This window comes from Bradyrhizobium sp. ORS 86, assembly GCF_045571475.1.
Classification (GTDB): Bacteria; Pseudomonadota; Alphaproteobacteria; order Rhizobiales; family Xanthobacteraceae; genus Bradyrhizobium.
Genome location: NZ_CP120699.1, coordinates 2,222,570 through 2,242,504, shown reverse-complemented (window position 1 = coordinate 2,242,504; position 19,935 = coordinate 2,222,570). Strand labels below are relative to the sequence as shown.

Below are 19,935 nucleotides of genomic sequence, written 5' to 3'. Positions count from 1 at the left end.
GATCGGATGGAGTTGAAGCCCTGCCGACCGAGCGGCATACCCAGCACATTCAGCAATCGTTTGCCGGACAATGGTCCTCGAAGGCGATCACCGGTTGAGTCGCTCGTGGGAGTTTCACCACCAGGCGCTCACAGAACCGGACGTGAACGTCTCCGCTCGTCCGGCTCTTACCGTCCAGCCGCCGACTTGCGCAGCATCGGCCAATGGGCCAACAGCGTGGGGGTGCAGGCAAGCAATGTCCCGTACCCGGTGCTCTCCCCGTCTTCGATGTCGCCGCAGACGTTTGTATTTCGACATCGCCCATCGCGCGAGACATTGGTCGAGATGACGCAGTGTCGGGTAAACCGCCGATTTGTAGTACCGACCATAGTAGTTCCTGTCGGATTGCCTTCGTCGCAAAGCGCTTCGCAAGCGCCTCCTTCAGTTCTTGTGCCTGCCGCTCGCCGTCGCAATGGCAGAGAATATCATCGACATAACGCCCGAACGGGATGCTCGGATGATTTCTTCGCATCCACATCTCGAACGCATAGTGGAGAAAGAGATTAGCGGTGGTACCACCGAGCCCGGCGGCGGGCGCCTCTCTCGGGGATCAGGGTGCCGTCTTCCGGTTGAACGGAGACTTTAAGCCACCGCTAAATGTACAACAACACCCAAGCGCAGTCTTTGTGCTTCCGAATCCCAAACGCAGCGTTTGGGGATGTCATACGGCTTTGCTTGACCCAAAAGAGTCCTCCCGTTTCCGGTTGTCCTTCCAATCAAGCGGGACAGTACCGTGCCTTCGCTCCGCCACCATTAGAGGGCCTTCGTCACTACTACACACGGCTCCGTCCCTGCATCGCGCATACTCAGACTCTTGTGGGGCTTCCACTTGAATCATTCACCTTGACATCGCGATACAGGTCCCCCCGTTCCGCACAGAAGCCTGAACCGAAGTCACGCCACCTCGCCTGCCGGACGCCGCCTGAGCCGCAAACAGATATCGCTCAGACTGATCCCAAGATAGCGCCTACCCCTTCGTTTTGACGTCTTCCCTACGCTTTCACTTATGGCATCCATAGGACGATGGCAGCGCTGGGTGTCAAACGCCATCCGGAACTGCCCCCTTTGCGTCATGAAGAACTGCCCCACCATCGGGTTCATGATGCCGGTTGAAGATTAGCTCCGCCGCTGACGGACGGAGGGAGGCGGAGCCGACCGGAGGGCCGTCAGCGGCGGGCGGCTTGATGATGCCGCTCTTTCGCTTGGCGCGGAGCCGGTAGCTGTCGCCGCGGATGGTCAGCACGTGGCTGTGGTGCAAGAGCCGGTCGAGGATCGTGGTGGCGACCACCGGATCGGCGAACACGGTGCCCCATTCGGCAACGCTGCGGTTCGACGTGATCAGCATGGCGCCGGCTTCGTAGCGACGACTGACCAGCTGGAAGAACAAATGCGCCGCATCGGGCTCCAGCGGTAGCCGAGTTCGTCGACGATCAGCAGCTTTGGCTTCGCCAGCGCGAGCAGTTTCTCGTCCAGGCGCCGCTCACCATGCGCCTTGGCGAGGCCAGCGACCAGCGTCGTCGCCGTGGTGAACTGCACCGTGTAACCGGCCAGGATCGCCTCTCGCCCGAGCGCGATCGACAAGTGCGTCTTACCGACGCCCGGCGGGCCGAGCAGCAGCACGTTCTCGCCGTTGGCGATCCAACGTGACGCGGCCGGGTCGCAGATCTGCTTCGGATCGATCGACGGCTGGCCTCGAAGTCGAAGCCCGCAAGCTCCTTCACGGCCGGGAAGTGTGCGAGTTTCAGCGCGATCTCGATGCGGCGATGATCCTGGCGCGCGATCTCGCGCCTCGCACAGCAGGATCAGCGTCTCACGCGCCGATAGGTTCGCGCGCGCCGCCTCATCGAGCAGGTTGTCGAGCTGGTCGCGGATGCCGGATAGCTGCAATCGCGCCAGCATGGCGTCGAGCCGATCGATTGGTGCTTCGGTAGCCTTCTTTGTGCGCGCCATCAGAAGCTCCGTCCGATCGCTGCTTCGTATTCGGCAAGAGGACCCAATAACGAGGGCAGTGGAGAAGGCGCCGGCACTGTCGGTGTCGCGATTACCGGTCAGTAGACCGCGCCATTGCGGCCGGCAACCCCGTCCAGGTGGGCGGAATCGACGATCCGCAGCCGGCGACCCTCCGATTGCCTTTGGACCGCACAACCTCGCGCATGCCGTGGCGGATGCGCACCTCGCCGGCCGCAACGGCCACCGCCACGCGCTCGCCGATCAGCCGCCACGGCACCGAGGAGCTGTTCGTGTCGATCTCGACGGCACAATCGTTGCCGACGACGCGGGTCAGTTCGCGCAACAATCCGAACGACGGCAGCCCACCGAGCGGCTTCAACCGGTGTGCCTTGTCACGCACAAAGCGAGCGATCGGCGCCTCGCCGGTGGTGCCATGGATACGCACGTTCGCCACCTCACGCTCCCACTCGGCGAAATGCACCTCAAATGCCTCCCAGAAGGAATGCCCCGCGATCGCGTTCTTCTTCACGTAGCCGACGCCATTCTACGTCTTGCCCTTCGTGCGCGCCCGATACGGCGCGCAGGCGCGAGGACGGAAGCCACAATGCTTTGCAAACGCGATGAGCTTGTCGTTGAACTGAACCGATCGGCTCACCGCGTCGTGGCGCACCACGAGCGCGCGTAGATTGTCCATCAGCACTTCCTCTGGCGCGCCGCCGAAGCTCGTGAATGCGCTCTCGAGCCCGGCGAACCAGTGCTCTTGCTTCTCGCCCCGGAACGCACGGACATGCAGCCCCCGCGAATGCCCGAGCGTCGCCACGAACACGAATGCCTTGATCTTTACCCGGCCGATCTCGACCAGACGCTCCCCGAAGTCGATCTGCAGCTGTCGGCCTGGGGGCGTCTCGAACCGCGTCGTCGCCAGCGCCTCCGCCTTCAGCGCCTGGCGATAGGGCTGCACGGCGCGTTGCAGCGTTCGCCGACTGATTGCCACCCCTTTCTCGGCCAACAGGTCCTGGCGTACCGCATCCGCATTGCCGCGATGCCGAATGACCCTTTCGCGCAGCCAGCCTTCAAGGCCATCGAGCCGCTTCGCCCGGTCAGGCGACTTGAACGGCTTCCCCCCGCCCCGCCGCCACGTAGTCCTTCACCGTGTGATGGCTGCAGCCCAGCTGCCGCACAATCCGCTTCAGATCCCACCCGCACGCCCTCAGGCGCAACATCTCCGCCAAGTCATCCGGCGTCTTCATCACCTGCCTCCGTGGATCACTCCACGACGAGCCTTCCGAGATTCGTTCCTCGTTCATTCGCTCTCTCCTCGGCTATCGAGGGAGCGGGCAATTCCTCGTGACGCCGAGGGGGCAGTTTTCCATGGCGCGCGACACGCTGGGCATAGAGATATTTGTTGAGCGGATATTCGAGGGCGCATGACGGATTGTTCGGGATGACGACGAGCGCGCCCTTGGCGGCGATGGCCTGGCGCAAGTCATCCGCGTCATAGGCCGTATCGGCGATGACGATCTCGGCGGGCAAGCCTTCGATCAATGTGGCGGCTTGTGGTGCATCGCCCTTCTGGCCTGCGGTGAGCGTGAACCGTACAGGACATCCCAAGCCGCGAACGGCCATATGTATCTTCGTGCTCAGGCTGCCGCGCGAGCGGCCGAGCGCCTGATCTTCAGACCCCCTTTTTCGCCCCGGCGTGCTGATGCGCCCGGACGATGGTGGAATCGACGATCAGATATTCGAAGTCCGGATCATCGGACATCGCCTCGAATATCCGCCACCAAACACCCTTGATGCTCTATCGACTGAAGCGCGGGAATACGCTGTTCCAGTCTGCGAACGCCTCCGGTAGATCACGCTAGGGAGAGCCGGTAAGTACAATCCAATGCACACCCTCTACGAACATCCGGTTGTCCCGCCCGGTCGAACCTTTCTGGTCAGGCCGGCCTATGATTAGTGGCGCTATCGTGCGGCGCAGGACGCCCTTTTCGCGCAGCCCCGCCTTCAAGCGGCGATGCCAACTGTCCGATACGCTGATGACTTGGGCGCCACGACGGCGCGAAAGAGGTGTGGCCCATCCCGTACCTTTGCCCTGCTCAGAGACCTCGGCCGAACCGGTAAGCCTGGCCATAGCGGCTTTCCCAGTACTGGCCCCGGATCCAACACGGCGAAGGCTTCAGCACGACGATGATTTCGAGGCCGCCACCGTGCTTCGGTACCCGCTATCTACGCTTCATGAGCGACGTTGCCGTCACCCATGCAAGACTCGCTTCCGGCTGTCGAGTTCCGCCTTTGCCGGGAGGGCGTCGAACCCGCCGGGTCACGATGAAAGATTTCAGAGCACATTCTTCCTCCTTTCCGGGACTTGTCCTGACGCAAGCTGGTCGCATCTGCGGCGCCAGTTCGTGAAGATCGGGCGCGACGCTGCGCCGGGACCCCTCCGATCGCCAGCGAAGCTTCGGGCGCATCGCCCAGCTCTACGCGACTGCGAAGGCACTCCGCGGCCGACCTGCTGCCCGAGCGCGATGCCGGCCGGCAGGCGTATGCGTGGCCTTTGGCGGCGGCTCCGAAGCAGTGGTTTGAGGCCAAGCTTGGCCACGTCGCGCAAAAGAGTGAGGCAGCGAAGGCATTGCACAAATGCGCTGCATCATTGAGACGGCCTGACGTATCTTGACGACGGGCGCATCTAAATGGATACGAATGTGATCGAGCGTGCGATGCGGCCGATCAGCTCAATGCCAAGGACGTCCTGTGTGTCGATTGCGACGCGGGGCCGAAAATCGGGCATTGCTGGCCTCACCTGCCGATGCCGCACTCGGCAATAGGCATTTTTATGCTGGCCGCTGAATTATGCCGATTAGGGTCGGTTCGGCGTTGGTCACTTCGGCATAGGTCGTTCTGTGCCTTCGTTTCAACAGCGGAGAACAGGAAGATGGAACTTGAAAAGTACTTGGGCAGAAGCCGGCTGCACCGACGTCTCAGAAGTGGGCCGCACGGACAGGTCGTCGACCGCTACGCCGCTCGTGGTTGGCAGGCTCCTGAGTCGGATCGCAGGCCGGCCGTCGCTACAAGGTGGTCGATTTCGATGAGCAGGTCGTTGAGCGGCACCTCCGGCATCGAGGCGGGAGGCAGTCTATCCCACCCCGGTGACCGAGTCGCGCTCAACCGATGGCCGTCCGCGGTGCGCGAGGAAGGCGCAATCGCGCCGCTGGCGCTACGCCTCTCACCCAACGCGAACGAGTCTTCGAGGAGCCACGCCCTGTGTGCGCGCGATACTTACTGGTATCTTTCGTCCTGCTGGGCGGCGGCGATCAGGGTGAGACTTCGGCGACAATCAGGATGAGACTGCGTCGATGGGGACGGATCGAAGGGAGGGCGTAGCCCGACTGGAGGACCGTCCCCATCGACGTCGCGCTTTTCGGACCCGTCTGGCGACTGGGTGCGGCTGGTGCAAGCTGTTGATTCGTCTCGACGAGAGGGAAACGACGCCTTGCCCGGCCTCCACATCACCGACCGCCAGATGAGGCTGTACATGAACTACCGACTGACACTGTCCCCCGAGGCCGCCGCGGCCAAGGCGGGGTTCTCAAAAGCAAGCGCGTATCGGATCGAGAGCGACTCGCACCCGCCATCGCACAGGAAGGTCCCGAGGGGCCGTCGACGTCCCGATCCGCTCGCGCCCAATTGGGACGCCGAGATCATTCCGATCCTGAAGGCTGCGCCCGGCGTCCGCGTGATCGGTGTGTGCTGGACGAACTGCGCCGACGGCATCCCGACCTCAACCTCAATATCCGACGCACGCTGGAGCGGCGCATCAATGCCTGGCGCGCGCTCAACGGCCCTGAACAGGACGTGATCTTCGCTAGGAGCACGAGCCGGGCCGTTTGTGTCTGTCCGACTTCACCGACACAAGCGCGCTCGGCATTGCCGTCGCGGGTGAGGCGTTCGATCACCGGCTCTATCACTTCCGGCTGGCGTTCTCCGGCTTCGAGCATGCCCATGTCGTGCTCGGCGGTGAAGCTTCGTCGCCCCGGCCGAGGCTTGCAGAACGCCCTGTGGACACTCGGCGGCGTGCCGCGGGAGCATCGCAGCGATAGCCTGTCGGCGGCGTTCCGCAATCTGGTGGCAACGAGCGGGAGGATCTGACACAGCGCTACGCCGCGCTGATGGACCACTACGGTATGGCGCCAACGCGCAACAATACGGGCATCGCACACGAGAACGGCTCGATCGAGAGTGCGCACGGTCATCTCAAACGAGCGCTGGAGGATGCGCTGCTGCTGCGAGGCACGGTCGACTTCTCAATGCCTACCGGGCTTTTGTCGACGAGATCGTCGGCCGGCGCAACGCCAACCTCGCCAATCGGATCGCGCTCGAGAAGGAAGCACTGGCGCCACTGCCGAAAGGCCGCACGATCGACTTCGAGGAGAAGGTGATCCCGGTGACGTCGTCAGGCGACTTCATCCTGCGGCGCGTGTTCTACACCGTACCTTCAAGACTGATTGGCCATCGCCTGCGCGTGAGCATCTTCGACGATCGGCTCGAATGCTTTCTCGGCATCACGCCCGTCGGGACGCTGCGGCGCGGTCGGCCTGTGTCGGAGAACCACGGCGGGCATGTTGTCGATTATCGGCACGTCATCCGCCCTGCGGCGCAAGCCGATGGCGCTCATCAATCTCGTCTATCGCGACTAGCTCTTCCCTCGCACGGCTTACAAGCGCCTGTTCGAGGCCTTGCGGGAGCACGGTGACGATCGACGCGCCTGCAAGGTGGCGGTCAAACTTCTGGCACTGGCCCACGAGCGCGCCTGCGAAGCCGGGCTCGCCGAGGCGATCGCGATCGATCTCGATGCCGGACGGTTAAGGGCAGCAGCGCTTGGACGTCTGCGCGCTGTTGGTGCCACAGCCTGAGCCTGGTCACCGCGAACCGGTGCCGGAGATCGTGCGGTCGCAGAGGCTTGCCATTGTCAAGACCCGCGAGCTTGCGTGCCTTAGCGAAGTTGCTTTGCAGGCCGGTCGCCGACAGACGGCAGCCTCGCGAGCTGAGGAAGAAGGCCTCGCCTTTGGGCCTGGGAAACACGGTGTCGCGCTCACGGGCGTATCGACGAAGGGCTGCCTGGGTCGTTGGGTGAACAGGAATCAGGCGGTCTTTACGGAACTTGGTTTTACGGACGAGGACGACCCCGTTGGTCAGATCGACGTCGCCGCGATCAAGGCTGACCACTTCGCCCGATCGTAATCCCGTGCTGGCCAACAATCCGATTAGCGTCGCCATCGTGCGGCCCCTGAGAGGGTTCCCTGGCGAAATGAAGCTGCATGCGTCGATAAGCGACGTCAGCTCAGCCTCACTTAGGATGCGCGGCGGCGGAATCGCCCTGGACCGCGGGAAAGCTTTGCGCTCCAAGACCTCGGTCTGGGGATCGTAGACGACCAGGTACTCGTAGAATCGGCGGAGCACGCCGTGACGGACCGCGCGGCTGTCGGCGGCGCCACCGAACGACAGGACGAAGTCCAGCGCCATCGTCCGGGTGGCGGGCGCACCCAGCCGAGATCGCTCGACGTAGCGAACGAAAGCCCGCAGCGTGCCGGCTTGCTTGTTGAAGGCGTAGCCGAGGGAGCGGCGCAGCTCGATGTAGCGCTCGACCTTGTCGCCGAGGAATGCGGCAAAGGCGGTCATGCGGCGCCTCCCGGAAAGGGAAGCGCGACCTCAGCGAGCTGCGAGGCCGCGACCTTCACGTACAGCGCCGTTGTGTTGATGCTTCGGTGCCCTAGAAGATCGGCGACCTCGTTGATCGGCCTTCGTCGCCCCACGAGCTGGGTGGCTAGACTGTGGCGCAGGAGATGTGCGCCTCCGACGCGACCGGCTCGATCCCACCATGCTGCAATCGCTTCCGCACGATCCTCGAAACAGACGACGCGTACTTGAATGGTCCCACGGGCGGCGTGAAGGACAGGAACAGATGCTGACTATCGACCTTCGGTCGAGCCCGCAGGATGTAGTCGGCGAGCGCGGCGCCGGTCTCCTCGACGAGCGGGGCCACTCGGTCACGCTTGCCCTTGGTGCGCCGGACAAAAACCTCGCCAGCTCGCCAGTCGATATCCCGGAGCTGAAGAGCGCGTAGCTCGCCGTTGCGAATGCCTGTGGTGGCGAGCAACAACAGGACAGCTCGATCGCGAAGGTCGATCGGCGTCGCCTTGCCGATCGCATCGATGGCGCGGCGAACATCATCCCACGAAAGCCGGGGCGGTAAATGGGCCAGTCGCCAATATGGCGTTCTTGGAACGACGGGAGCCAGATCCTGCTCGTGGTGGCCACCCCAATGCAGAAAGCGGAGAAACGTTCGGATGTGAGAGATCGCCGCCGTGCGAGTGCCGGAGGTCGCCGAGAGCGACAGCCGATACTCGACAGCGGCAAGGACATGCTCTGCCGCCAACGCCTCGAGGTCTTGGCCAGGATGGCGATGACGGAGCCAATCCAGAAAGCGCCGTGCGCCCAGGAGAACGCCATCGCGGGACCTTGGCTCAAGGCCTCGTACCCTGCTCAGATAGTCAGAAAAGGAGCGCAAAAGCGGAGCGTCCGGATCATCGACTACAATGGGCGTCGAAGCAATGAATCGTTCGGGCGCCACCCGTCGCGCGTGTTGGAGCGCAGACACTGCCGCAATCCGCGGTGGGTCCGTGGTGAATGTGCATAGATAGCTATCGACGATAGCTTCGCCGATCGGCCGTGAACCGCAATGTGCTGCAGCAAAACGGCCGAACCGCGCGATCCGGCTCAGATAAACCTTAGCGGGTGCTTGCTTGTAACCGAGCGAGAAGAAGTGCCCCGCGATGCGATCCATCTCGGCGCCGAGCGCCCCGTCACGAAGGCGCTTAAGCACCCCACGGTACGAAAAATAGAACTCGAGCATTGTGCCCCTCCGGCGTTACGGCGCAGGGGGATCCCGCGTCCGCACGAGGGGCACAAAATATTATGTGGCGGAGGAATCCAGCCGTGGCCGGCCCTGGCTCGCGTTAGGGCGCCTCCGCCACATAATCTCGTCCGACACATAAGAGCGGGTCTTTGTGCAGCACCTCCTGCACGTGGAGTGCCAGCGACGGAAAGCCTCTGCGCATATCCGTGTAGCCTGTCGCGAGCCACACTCGCACATTCCCCGGTATAGCAATCATCGGCGTCCAAGCACATCGAGGACCCGCGCCAGCGCCTCTGTCGAGACGCTCATTCAGTTGCCTAACAACGCTTCTGTCTCCGAACTCCTGGTCCATTGTCAGTACGAACCGACACTCTAGGCACGCGTCATCATTCTTCTTTGCAAGGCCTCTGGATCCTGCCGGGTAAGCTGTTGCGAAGCACTGCTGGTAGATTTAACGAAGCGTCCAACTGTCGCCAAAGGCGGGCGGGACAACCGCCGATTGAACTAGCATCGCTCTATGTTGCACGGGCGACGGCGCCTCGACTTTAGGCATCGGACGCTTGGGGAAAAATTTAGACGGCGAGCGAAAAGCCTGCGCCCCTCGCGTTTTTAAGGCAGAATTTCAGCATTACATCGCCCTATATCGCCGAACTTCGTCATTAATGATCAAGTAATATTTACCCAAGGTTGGAGAGGGAGCCCAAGTCGAGAGTCGGTCAGGTAGTGGATCGGCTCCTGGCGATCTCCATACCAGCGACGGTGTATCCTAAGCGGATTGTATTGATCCTCACCAAGGGGCGAATCGAATGCTGTGCGCTGCTTGGCCTCATGCACGGGGCGATCTTGAGTCCTCACGGCGAGGCGCTGCGGTCTTCCTGGACAATCTTCGGGGGGGCGATGGGCCTATAACTCTGCGAGACTGGATTGCGAGATGGACAAGCATTGGTGATGCGCATTCCCTCGTGGGTGACCTGAGCGTCAAAAATGGTGCTTTCGATGAGGCGAGTGAAGCTTGGCTTTGTGCCCTCACCGCGTTCGAGGTTGCCAGACGTCTCGTCCACGAAGCTGATCCACAGAGTGAAGACGTTTTGGTCAAAGTCGAGGCCGGCGTTCAGAAGTTCGGATGTCTCGAGCGCCGCGTGGAGCGAGTAGAGATTTCCTGCTGTGATCAAGCCGAACTCGTAGCGAATTACCTGCCAGCTGCTGGTCCGCATGTCCGCGCACCCGCAGTTGTTTGCCTCAGCACGGAAGAAGAAACAGGGACGGCGCTGCTTGGAAGACTCTTGCCCGCAGTAATTCATCGGGACATGTCGGTTCTGGTGCTATCCCACGACGATATCTCAGGTCGCTGGCGCGGCCAATCGGAGATGCTGTTGTCTTGCTGCTTAGACTACCTCTCAGCTCGACCCGACGTAGATCCTACTCGAATTGGCATCTACGGAGACGGCTTGTCGGCTGTGCTGGCCACTGATTTCGCATTGTCGGATCACCGCATTACCGCGGCCGTTTGTGACGGTGGCCTTTGGAACTTGGCGCGGACTCGAGCGTCGGTCGGTTGGATGACCGGCACACAACATGTGATGGACGAGCACTTGGTTGCGATGCACCGCGTGCGGTTGGCACGGCAATTTAAGTGCCCAGTTCTTGTAGTCGCCGGTGGCCGCGGCACGGTCAGCATTTCGGAGGGGAGCAAATTGCAAGCTGAATGCGCGGCGGCGCACATTGATTTGGAGTTGACGATGCGGCCGATGACGCAGACCCCTCTCGGAGAGATCGAAAACTTTGTAACGTCCGATGATTACATCTTCGGATGGCTAGAGCATAAGTTAGCGTATAGTTTAGCCCGATAATTATCGTCGGCTAGGAGTCGTGGCTGAAACCCGCCCACTGTGCCGCTTCGCGATTCCGTTGCCGGCCACCACCGAAAAGAGTCAATCGGCGAGTCGGGCATCGCTGCCAAGATGCGCTACAATATGCCTATGCTCAGCTTTTGAGAGGCCAATCGGCTATTCTTCCCGATCGAGTTTAGTCGCTTGTTGAGGTAGACGAGAGCCTCCTGATCTAGTCCGCCGAACATCGTGGAGTTCAGGGCTTGTCTTTTGAGTGCGAGCTTCGTGATCTCCTCCTGCGCCTTCTGGGTCAGCGACATCTGGAGGAATCTTCCGTCCTCAGGCGATGTTGCGCGAGCCAGCAACTCCAGTTGTTCGAGCTTCTTCGTTTGGTTGGTGACGAACGCGGGATGGATTCGCAATTTATTTGCGACCGCTATGCCCGAAACACCGCGCCCTTCATCAAGCTCGTCAATCGCCATCAAGATCAACCACTGTGCTTCGGAGATTCCTATCATCTGGGCCCAGCTCTTGTGAATTTCCTCGAGCTGCGAGTGGATCTCAACGATGTTCCAGATGAAATCCCTGAATGCCCGGTCGAGTTGTGCTTTTTCTGCCATGTTGGTCTTTCCGCCAAATCTTAGTGTCGCCGATAAGGTGCGCAGCTGATCTTCCACCAGCGGGAATACGTATCCCCATTCAGTCACCTTAAAAAGTGCTCGCGCGACACAGTTGCCATCTAAAAAACAATTGACATATGCAATTTATTTTAGCTAGTCTCAAGGTCGATCGTTCGGTTCTTGACTTGCGATCGTGTATAAATCTCCAAATGAAAGCCTCCGGGATGCCCCCCGGAGGTTTTTGCTTCTGGGGTGCCGAGTTCAACCCAGAGCTCAAACGCGGCAATGTTGCGGAATTGACACGTTGGCCAAAGAAAGAAGGATTGCCGAAATTACTTAATTGCAGAAATTAACTTCGGAAATTATAGGTCAATTGACAGCGAGGGGGCGCCTCGAAGTCGTTCCGTCAAGCACCCGCCCTTTACGCGAGGCTGCTGCTACCGGCGGTTCTTTGAAGGGCGGAAACGGCGTTTCCAACTTGGAGATTCATCGATGAAACTGACAAAGAGTCTTATCCTGGGTTCTACGGCAATGTTTGTGGGGGCTGGGGCGCAGGCGGCCGATCTTCCGTTGAAGGCTAAGGCGATCGACTACGTAAAAGTCTGCTCGCTCTATGGCGCGGGATTCTACTATATCCCGGGCACCGAAACTTGCATCGCATTCGGTGGTTATGTTCGCGCTGAAACGGCATTGGCGACGAACACGACCTATGACGCGGCGAACAACGGCACGGCTGGCGCGCGCAACCGTCTTAGCAACTACACCACCAGTCGATCTCGCGGAGCCATCACCATTGATACGCGCACCGCGTCCGAGTACGGAACGGTGCGGACCTACTTCTATGGGGCCTTCTCGTGGACCGACGGTGCCACCACAGGAGCCGGTTCAACTGCCCTAAATGGTGCGGCGACCGCGAACGGTGGTGCTTCACTCAGCGTGTTCGACGCCTTCATCCAGTTTGCTGGGTTCACGTTCGGTAAGGCGCTCTCGCAGTTCTCTGCGCCTTGGGCCCAGTATCCGGCCAACAACATTGAATTGCCAGGCGGCGGCGCTTGGGACCGCGTGAGTCAGTTCACCTACACCGCTGACTTCGGTCAGGGGATTACGGCATCGTTCTCGGCGGAGGATCAATTCTCACATGACACCAGCAACCTCTGGAATGTGAGCGGCGCAACTGCGGCTGGTCTCGCTACGGGTGCATATGGCGCCAACGATATCGGTGGCACGCGAGCCCCAGATCTCATAGCGATGCTTCGTGTTGATCAGGCTTGGGGTCTCTTCCAGGCCTCGTTCGCCGCACATGATAATCATGCTGGCTATTATGGCGCGACTGAGGTCACGGGCTATCCGGGTGATAAGTGGGGCTGGGCTGGTCAGCTGGCATTGTCGATCAAGAACATCCCGACTGGCCCCGCTGATACAGTCAACGTGTCGGGCGTGTATACAAACGGCGCTAGTCGTTATAATTTTCAGGACTATATGTCGACCACGTTCGCGATGTACGCTCGTGCAGGCGTCGCGGCTGTTTACCAAAGCGTCGGCTTTGCGGGGGTGTCTGACTCAGTCTTTGTCGCTGGTTCTGGCCAAGAGTTGACCACCACCTACGGCTTCCGCGGCGGCTACACCCACAATTGGGATCCCCACTGGTCTACCAGCCTCTATGGTGGATGGGCTGCTGTGCGCCACAACAGCACTGCCAAGAGCTACATCTGTGGCGCGGTGGTTACTGCTCTGGCATTGTCGAGCGGCTTAGCCGGTTGTAATCCCGACTTCGACTATTCGACGATTGGTACGATGACTACCTGGACCCCAGTCCGGAACCTAACGTTCTCGGCCGACCTTGCTTACACGCTGCTCGACCAGAAGTATGCGAGCGGAAGCACTGTGACCCTGCCGCTGCAGTCAGCCATCGCTAAGCCGGGTACCAGCTATGAGCTGAAAGACCAAAACAGCCTTACGCTGCTGTTCCGGGTCCAGCGCAACTGGTGATTGGCTGCTAGCGTGGGAGAAAGGAAGCGGCTCTCTAGATTTATTTGATCTCTGAGAAGGCCTCCGGCATGCCAGCCGGAGGCCTTTAAGAGCCAGATTCGAACGTTCCTGGGGAAGGAAGTGAGATTACCGTCGACGTCCCGATCCGCTCGCGCCCAATTGGGACGCCGAGATCATTCCGATCCTGAAGGCTGCGCCTGGCGTCCGCGTGATCGGTGTGCTGGACGAACTGCGCCGACGGCATCCCGACCTCAACCTCAATACCCGATCTTGCCGCACTGCGCGATCGCTTCCGACCCGAGGCCGCCTCGATCCCGAGCGTCGCCGTGAAGCTGGCATTGCTCGACATCTACGATGAGTTGGCCTCCGTCAGCATCGTGTCGGCCCACTCGAACCCGGGAGAAGCAGCATGACCAGCATAGCGACCTCCATCGATGCCGCTCGCGTCGAGCTGCTGCTCAATGAGCTGCGCCTGCCCGGCGTCAAGGCGATTTGGCCGAAGCTCGCCGCACAGTCGGACAAGGAGGGGTGGCCCGCCGCCCGCTTCCTCGCGGCCCTTGCCGAGCACGAGGCTGCGGATCGCACCCGACGTCGCATCGAGCGACACATGGTGGAAGCGCGTTTGCCCGCCGGCAAGACGCTCGCCACCTTCGACTTCGAGAGCGCGCCGATGCTGTCAAAGGCACAGGCGATGGCGCTCGCCGCCGGCGACGTCTGGTTGAAGACCGCTGCCAATCTGCTGCTGTTCGGTCCACCCGGCGGAGGCAAGACCCATCTCGGCGCAGCGATCGGCCTAGCTCTCGTCGAGAACGGTTGGCGCGTTCTGTTCGCACGCACCACCGATCTGGTGCAGCGGCTGCAGGTGGCGCGGCGCGAGCTGGCGCTGGAGTTCGCGATCACCAAACTTGACCGCTACGACCTCCTGATCCTCGATCACATCGCATATGTGAGCAAGGATCAGGCGGAAACCAGCGTCCCGTTCGAGCTGATCGCCGCCCGTTACGAGCGACGCGCGCTACTGATCACGGCCAATCAGCCGTTCGGCGAGTGGGGCGTATCTCCCCAGATCAGGCAATGACGCTGGCGACCATCGATCGTTTGGTCCACCACGCAACGATCCTCGAGGTGAACGTCGAGAGCTACCGTCGAAAGGTCCAGACCGGCCGCCCGTTCACGCCACTCCAAACGAGCTCGACAAAATCCATGATTGACGCTGGCAATGCAGCCTGACTGTCGCGCAAACCGCGCACGTCCGCAAGGCGAGGATGCGTGCCGATCGGGTGGCAGAGTCGCCCAGGCTACGGCGAGCTTCGTGGTGATGGTCGTAGTCTTCTTCTCCATGAAGGAGACGAACTCGGCGAGTCGCCGGGCTTGGTGCTGGTACTTGCGTGTTTCCAAGTCCTTGGCGCATGCTCAGATAGTGCTCAAGTGCGGATCGCAGAGTGGTCATTGCACGCCTCCCGGCCACGGCAGGCTCAATGTACGGAGGCTCTGAATATCCACCTTCGCATAGATGCGCGTGGTGTCATGGCTCTCGTGTCGTAGCAACTGGCCGATGTCTGACAAGTCGCGCCCGATCGGAGAAGATGTGAGCCCCCTGGTGGGCGTAGCCACGGACGCCGGCGCGCTCCAGAGCAGCCTTGACGATCATCGTAATCGCGCAACCGGATGCAAAGCCGACGTGAGCGCCAGCGTGCGTAGAATCAGCCGGTGACACGACGACGTCGGTCGGCTACCACGCAGGTAGGCAACGACAGCCGCGCCGACCTCTGGACGCATCGGCATCCGCGCCCGCTGCCGACCGTTGGCGCGAATGAGCATCTCGCCGGATCGCCAATCGATATCGCCAGGGTGACGGTGGCGACCTGGCCAGCCCGTAAACCGAGCTTGGACAGCAGCATCGGGATGGCGTAATCTGGCCGTCCCGCAACGGTGGTCCGATCGCAATCATCGAGAACCTTCTGGATGCGCGCGGCAGACAGATAGGTCGGCAGGCTTGCGAGCTTCCATCGACGGGATGCAATCCGCCAGGGCGAGTGGGGTCAGTCCTTAATGATGCAGGTATCGGAGAAAAGCGCGTAGCGACCAGCACATCGCCTTCCCAGATCCCGCGCTCCGATCCCTGGCGTGGCGCTCGATGTAGCGGGTCACGTTCTTCTTGGCTGATCTTGCCGAGATCGCTTGTGCTGGCAGGGCACACCTCGCGCAGGAAGCGGCGAATGAATAGCAGGTGCTGAATGATAGACCTTGGCGCCGGCCCGCGTCCTTGTCGCAGATAATCACTGAACCCGTCAAATATCTGGTCCTCCGGGGCGATTGGCGGAAGTTGTGCAGGTGCAATTCTGCCCGCCTCGTGCAACACCGATAGCGATCGCTTCAGCCCCGCTCGGTCGCCCGGCTGGCTGCGCTGCTTCCCCGATCGATACTTAAGATACCGTTCGGCCACGCGCTCATCGGTCAGCTTTAGGCCGCTTCCTTTGATCCAGCTGAAGAGATCGCCGAGCAAGTTCAGGCATCGCCACGTGCCGCGGCCAGCGAGCTCTTCCCTGACGAGAAGCGCCGCGTAGAGTTCGACGAGCTGTCCGTAGGTCTGCTCTTCAGGCGCGGGAATAGTCGGCTCCTGCCCAAATATTCTTCTGCAATCATATCCCGGCCTCCACCGTTGAAAAGCGGAGGGACAAGACAAACTATGCCGAGCCGATTACACGCCGCTCGCGATGAATCTCGGGGAAAACCAGCCCATTCGGCATAGCTCGGCAGTCGGCATAAACCTGTGAGTTGAACGACTTGATCCGCTTGCTTACCTGGCCGGCGCGCTCACCAGGATCGTCAACGGCCACCCAAACAGCGAAATCGATTAGTTGCTTCCCTGGGCCTATTGCACGCAATCCCTCAAAGCCGTGGCCTGAGAATGACGCCTACGACGTAGGCCACAGGCTGATTGGCTATTCGGCGGCCCGCGCTTGAGCCAAGTCGGATTTTCGTTGTGCATACGGACGAGGTCGATCAGATTTTTGACACCCAAGACCTGAACGCCGTGTTTTCCGGCCCAATCGACCCAAATGAGAACTTGGCGAGTTGCTCCCGCATATAGACCCGCAGACCAGGGCTCGGCTCAGTGCCTCCGCACCTGAAGGCGGTCCTCGGCGCTCTTGCCATTGATAAAGCGCTAAGCACTCAATCTCGATCCGGCGCACGACTTCGATCGTCATCGGAGGCAGTGGATTTCACTTTTTGCCGGCGGCCCTGCGCCGTGCATTCTCTTCGAAATCTGCAATGGCAAAGAATGGGCGCGGTGCCCAGAGGATGGGCCTGCCAGATAGAACTGGTTGGCGTTCTCCGGCTCGAGCGCGCCCATGTCGTGCTCGGCGGCTCCGCAATCAACGCGCGGGAGGATCTGCCGAAGCGAGCATGCCCCGCAGCAGCAGCGCCTCCGCCAGTGCCTATCGAGCTTCCGTCGACGAGATTGCCGGCTGGCGCAACGCCAACCTTCAAGGGCATCGCGCTCGAGAAGGAGGCACTGGCGCCACCGCCGAAAGGCCGCACGACCGACTTCGAGGAGAAGGTGATCCCGGTGACGTCGTCAGGCGGCTTCACTGTGCGGTGTGTATTCTACACCGTTCGTTCAATCTGATTGGCCATCGCGTGCGCGTGCGCATTTTGGGCGACCGGCTCGAATGCTTCCTCCGCGTTCCGCCGGTCGGAACGCTACCGGCAGAGCGGTTCCCGATCAGGTTGGTTGGTATCCAGCGGCGGCGAAGTAATTGGCGCATTCGTGCGGCGTGAAGCGGTCGAGGCAGTGTCCGATCGCGTTCCACAAGCCTTCGACGGAGCGCTCTGCGGCGGCGCGCAGCAGCGCTTTCAGCTTGGCGAAGGCGTTCTCGATCGGATTGAAGTCGAGACTGTAGAGCGGGAGATAGAGGAGTTTTGCGCCAGCAGCCTGGATCGCTGCGCGCGCTTGCGCCTTTGTGGCTGCCGAGATTGTCCATGACGACGATATCGCCTTCCCGTAATTCTGGAACGAGCACGTGGTCGACATAGGCCTGGAAGGCGAGGTCATTGATGGGCCCATCGAGTACCATCGGTGCGACCATACCCGACAGGCGCAGGCCTGAACAAAGGTCTTTGTCTTTGGCCGTGCGGAATGGAGGCCCGCAGCCGCTCGCCGCGGGGCGCGCGCCCGCGCTATGGTCGATGCCCATGTCTCGTCAATGAAGATGAGCTCGTCAGGATCGAGGCCAATCTGGCCCCATTCTTCTCGCCTCTTCAGGACGTCCGGCCGCTCCTGCTCGGCGGCGTGTGCGGTCTTTTTTTGAGCGTGATCTTGCGACGCTGGAAGAAGCGAGACAATGCGGAGATGCTGAACGTATGTCCATCGGCGGCGAGCGCTGCCTTCAGTTCCTCCAATGTGCTGTCGGGCTCAACCGCAATCAGCGCGAGGTTCGATCGCCTGCGAGCGTCGATTGCCGCCCTGTGGTTTCGGTGTCACCTCGTCGGTCTCGCGCGCTTGTGTTACCCACCGGATCGCGCTCGACACGCCCACTCGAAAGTGCGTTGCGGCCTCTCGAGAGGACATGCCGCCCGCGACGGCTCCAACCACACGCTTGCGGAGATCAATCGAAAGAGGTGGCACCATGCCTGCCGGCCTCCTTCGCCAGCAAGCAGCTTGAATCAGAACCGGCGTGATTTGGGAATCCCAAATGATTCAATCCGGCCGGGAACCGCTCTAGGCGATCGCTTGCGACCCGAGGCTATCTCGATCCTGAATGTCAAACTGGCGTCGCTCGCCGTCTACGATGAGCTGGCCTGGTGTCGGCCCACTCGAACCTGGGGAAGCAGTATAGTGACATCGATGCCGGGTCAGTCGCCGTTCGATCTGTTAGTGCTGAGGGAGAAGGGGCGTAGCTCCGCCATCGATCCGGAAGCAGGGAAAGGCTAATGGTCGCTGGTCCGCCCACCGGCATCGTTCACAGTCTGAGGCTGATGCGCGAGGCTGCGATTGTATGCGTCGAAAGTCAAAGGAACGATCGTTACGTGCCCTTTGCGAGCACATATGTTGGATCAACTGCGGTGCAGTAGTCCCGATTGTTCCGACACCGCCAATATCCCATGTCGAAAATTCGACAGCGTTGTAAAAGAAAACGGGATCACAAGCAAAAGCGGAGCGTTTTCGGCCGTATGCCGGCTGGCATGGGGCTTGCCAAACTCATCTGAAACGAACTCAGCCAGTGAGCGCGAATAATGATTACCCCGTCGTATGGCGCGGTAAACGCAGTGAATAGCGCGATCTCCTCAGCGGTGCAGCTGCAGGGCTTCCGACCTATTGTCGAAGCCCCGCTGGATGATGCCGGGGCCGATCTTGTTGACTCCGGTGGAGGTGCCGGAATCTCGAGCTTTTTCGCGTTACGGAGAACCCGAGCAAAACGGTTTACCTGGCCGGGATCAATCCCTTGGTCGTGCTCGAACCCGGCACGGTCGAGTACTCCGGTACGCGTAGCGATCATCATGAGACTCTTTAGTTCCACTGACACAAAGGAGGCAGCCGCCATGGACTACAAGTTCCTAAAATATACGACCGACGAACGGGTCGCGACCATCACGTTCAACAATCCGAGCCGCTACAACGCGTTTAGCTCGATAATGAAGAAAGAGTTCACGAATGCGATCGCCAAAGCGGATGAGGATGACCAGATTCGCGTGATCATCGTGACCGGTGCTGGCGGAAAGGCATTCTCGACCGGATATGACCTCAATGAACCCGTCGCTCGACGCTCGGTCACGGATTTCCGCAAGGGGATTGCCGATGATTTTGACTTCACGTACACAGTATGGTCGTGTTCCAAGCCCGTTATCGCGCGGATCGAAGGCTATTGTCTCGCCGGAGCACTGGAATTTGCTCAAATGTGCGACATCCGGTATTGCTCGGAGGACTCCAAGTTTGGCGTGGTCGAAAGCAGATTCTCAGGGGGAGTGGCGACGCTCGCTATGCCCTGGATCATCGGCGCGCGTTGTCGCGAGTTAATCTATACCGGCGACACGATCGGTGCCAACGAAGCGAAGGAGATGGGTCTCGTGAACCGAGTGTTCCCGAAGGACCGGCTTGAAGTCGAAACCATGAAACTAGCTAAACGCATGTCGCTAATCGCCATGGCGTGCCTGCACTGGAATAAACGAGCAATCAATCAAACTTACGATATTATGGGCTTCGGTTCGGCGACCACTTACGGGAAAGAAGCTTGTTTGCTGCTCAAAATCGACTCCCCAGAATACGAGGAATTCGACCTGCTGCGGCGGGAAAAAGGCGTGAAGGAGGCTCTGAAGTGGAGAGATGCCCAGTTTAAGAAGTACGAATAACTCGCGCCGACAATGACGGAGCCTCCGGAATTAGACAAAGAAGTGCCGTGACGGAGCCTGCCAAAACCCGAGATCGACCAAATGCTCGAAACTGAGACACTCAGTTCCGGCTGCGGCGCTGAGTGGCAAGATTGGATCTAGAAGTCGTCGACGCTGTTCGCGTTGCTAGATCGATACCGGCGGATCTTCGCGCGCGCTTAAGGAGCGCGGCGATCCGCTCGCTACTATCCGTTGAGCC

General features: G+C 60.6%; 11 protein-coding genes and 9 pseudogenes. 8 read left to right on the top strand and 12 right to left on the bottom strand.

Annotated elements, in window-relative coordinates:
• Window positions 1–114 precede the first annotated feature (114 nt).
• The 4 genes and pseudogenes from P6U25_RS10160 to P6U25_RS10145 form a co-directional block, all read right to left on the bottom strand.
• The gene (locus P6U25_RS10160) at window positions 115–399 is read right to left on the bottom strand and encodes a group II intron maturase-specific domain-containing protein (protein WP_407152484.1); all 285 of its coding nucleotides are present in this window, start codon (window positions 397–399) and stop codon (window positions 115–117) included.
• A 679-nt stretch (window positions 400–1,078) separates the two neighbouring features.
• Window positions 1,079–1,938, bottom strand: a pseudogene (istB, locus tag P6U25_RS10155) (IS21-like element helper ATPase IstB).
• A gap of 50 nt (window positions 1,939–1,988) precedes the next feature.
• A pseudogene (istA, locus tag P6U25_RS10150) lies at window positions 1,989–3,296 on the bottom strand (IS21 family transposase).
• A 76-nt stretch (window positions 3,297–3,372) separates the two neighbouring features.
• Window positions 3,373–3,970: pseudogene (locus tag P6U25_RS10145) on the bottom strand (IS5 family transposase); the annotation flags it as partial.
• Between the two features lie 376 nt (window positions 3,971–4,346).
• On the opposite strand from P6U25_RS10145, the pseudogene P6U25_RS10140 reads away from it, so the two are divergent.
• Window positions 4,347–4,791: pseudogene (locus P6U25_RS10140) on the top strand (transposase); the annotation flags it as partial.
• A gap of 721 nt (window positions 4,792–5,512) precedes the next feature.
• A pseudogene (gene istA / locus P6U25_RS10135) lies at window positions 5,513–6,881 on the top strand (IS21 family transposase); the annotation flags it as partial.
• Here istA (P6U25_RS10135) and P6U25_RS10130 read toward each other — a convergent pair.
• The 5 genes from P6U25_RS10130 to P6U25_RS10110 form a co-directional block, all read right to left on the bottom strand.
• Window positions 6,769–7,668 (bottom strand): tyrosine-type recombinase/integrase, encoded by a 900-nt coding sequence (locus tag P6U25_RS10130; protein ID WP_407151154.1) that lies wholly within the window; start codon window positions 7,666–7,668, stop codon window positions 6,769–6,771. The pseudogene istA (P6U25_RS10135) and the gene P6U25_RS10130 sit on opposite strands and share 113 nt — an antisense overlap.
• A complete protein-coding gene (locus P6U25_RS10125; protein WP_407152483.1) occupies window positions 7,665–7,829 on the bottom strand; it encodes a tyrosine-type recombinase/integrase in 165 nt (54 codons plus the stop codon). Before P6U25_RS10125 ends, P6U25_RS10130 begins: the two co-directional genes overlap by 4 nt.
• Complete coding sequence (locus P6U25_RS10120) at window positions 7,814–8,902, bottom strand: tyrosine-type recombinase/integrase (protein ID WP_407151153.1); 1,089 nt, start codon at window positions 8,900–8,902, stop codon at window positions 7,814–7,816. Before P6U25_RS10120 ends, P6U25_RS10125 begins: the two co-directional genes overlap by 16 nt.
• 103 nt (window positions 8,903–9,005) lie before the next feature.
• On the bottom strand, window positions 9,006–9,107 hold the full coding sequence (locus P6U25_RS10115; protein WP_407152482.1) for a hypothetical protein: 102 nt from the start codon (window positions 9,105–9,107) through the stop codon (window positions 9,006–9,008).
• 649 nt (window positions 9,108–9,756) lie between these two features.
• Complete coding sequence (locus P6U25_RS10110) at window positions 9,757–10,119, bottom strand: hypothetical protein (protein WP_407151152.1); 363 nt, start codon at window positions 10,117–10,119, stop codon at window positions 9,757–9,759.
• Window positions 10,120–10,353: 234 nt separating this feature from the next.
• On the opposite strand from P6U25_RS10110, the gene P6U25_RS10105 reads away from it, so the two are divergent.
• The gene (locus tag P6U25_RS10105; protein ID WP_407151151.1) at window positions 10,354–10,755 is read left to right on the top strand and encodes an alpha/beta hydrolase family protein; all 402 of its coding nucleotides are present in this window, start codon (window positions 10,354–10,356) and stop codon (window positions 10,753–10,755) included.
• 116 nt (window positions 10,756–10,871) lie between these two features.
• On the opposite strand, the gene P6U25_RS10100 is transcribed toward P6U25_RS10105, so the two are convergent.
• Entirely contained in the window at window positions 10,872–11,441 is a 570-nt protein-coding gene (locus P6U25_RS10100) for a MarR family winged helix-turn-helix transcriptional regulator (protein ID WP_407151150.1), read from the bottom strand.
• Between the two features lie 405 nt (window positions 11,442–11,846).
• Between P6U25_RS10100 and P6U25_RS10095 the strand changes: the two genes are divergently transcribed.
• From P6U25_RS10095 to P6U25_RS10085, 3 genes and pseudogenes are all read left to right on the top strand, one after another.
• Complete coding sequence (locus P6U25_RS10095) at window positions 11,847–13,343, top strand: porin (protein ID WP_407151149.1); 1,497 nt, start codon at window positions 11,847–11,849, stop codon at window positions 13,341–13,343.
• Between the two features lie 409 nt (window positions 13,344–13,752).
• Window positions 13,753–14,573 (top strand): annotated as a pseudogene (gene istB / locus P6U25_RS10090) (IS21-like element helper ATPase IstB).
• A 1,539-nt stretch (window positions 14,574–16,112) separates the two neighbouring features.
• Window positions 16,113–16,204: pseudogene (locus P6U25_RS10085) on the top strand (transposase domain-containing protein); the annotation flags it as partial.
• 196 nt (window positions 16,205–16,400) lie between these two features.
• Here the strand turns inward: P6U25_RS10085 and P6U25_RS10080 are convergent.
• Window positions 16,401–16,678: pseudogene (locus tag P6U25_RS10080) on the bottom strand (IS66 family transposase); the annotation flags it as partial.
• A gap of 104 nt (window positions 16,679–16,782) precedes the next feature.
• Here P6U25_RS10080 and P6U25_RS10075 point away from each other — a divergent pair.
• Window positions 16,783–16,977 (top strand): hypothetical protein, encoded by a 195-nt coding sequence (locus P6U25_RS10075; protein ID WP_407151148.1) that lies wholly within the window; start codon window positions 16,783–16,785, stop codon window positions 16,975–16,977.
• Window positions 16,978–17,073: 96 nt separating this feature from the next.
• Here the strand turns inward: P6U25_RS10075 and P6U25_RS10070 are convergent.
• Window positions 17,074–17,979 (bottom strand): annotated as a pseudogene (locus P6U25_RS10070) (IS630 family transposase).
• Window positions 17,980–18,890: 911 nt separating this feature from the next.
• On the opposite strand from P6U25_RS10070, the gene P6U25_RS10065 reads away from it, so the two are divergent.
• On the top strand, window positions 18,891–19,697 hold the full coding sequence (locus P6U25_RS10065; RefSeq protein ID WP_407151147.1) for an enoyl-CoA hydratase/isomerase family protein: 807 nt from the start codon (window positions 18,891–18,893) through the stop codon (window positions 19,695–19,697).
• Window positions 19,698–19,935 lie beyond the last annotated feature (238 nt).

Excerpts from the sequence above, each read along its gene's own strand:
- P6U25_RS10130 (WP_407151154.1), bottom strand. The coding sequence starts at position 7,668 with ATGACCGCCTTTGCCGCATTCCTCGGCGACAAGGTCGAGCGCTACATC.
- P6U25_RS10120 (WP_407151153.1), bottom strand. The coding sequence starts at position 8,902 with ATGCTCGAGTTCTATTTTTCGTACCGTGGGGTGCTTAAGCGCCTTCGT.
- P6U25_RS10115 (WP_407152482.1), bottom strand. The coding sequence starts at position 9,107 with ATGCGCAGAGGCTTTCCGTCGCTGGCACTCCACGTGCAGGAGGTGCTG.
- P6U25_RS10110 (WP_407151152.1), bottom strand. The coding sequence starts at position 10,119 with ATGCGGACCAGCAGCTGGCAGGTAATTCGCTACGAGTTCGGCTTGATC.
- P6U25_RS10095 (WP_407151149.1), top strand. The coding sequence starts at position 11,847 with ATGAAACTGACAAAGAGTCTTATCCTGGGTTCTACGGCAATGTTTGTG.
- P6U25_RS10065 (WP_407151147.1), top strand. The coding sequence starts at position 18,891 with ATGGACTACAAGTTCCTAAAATATACGACCGACGAACGGGTCGCGACC.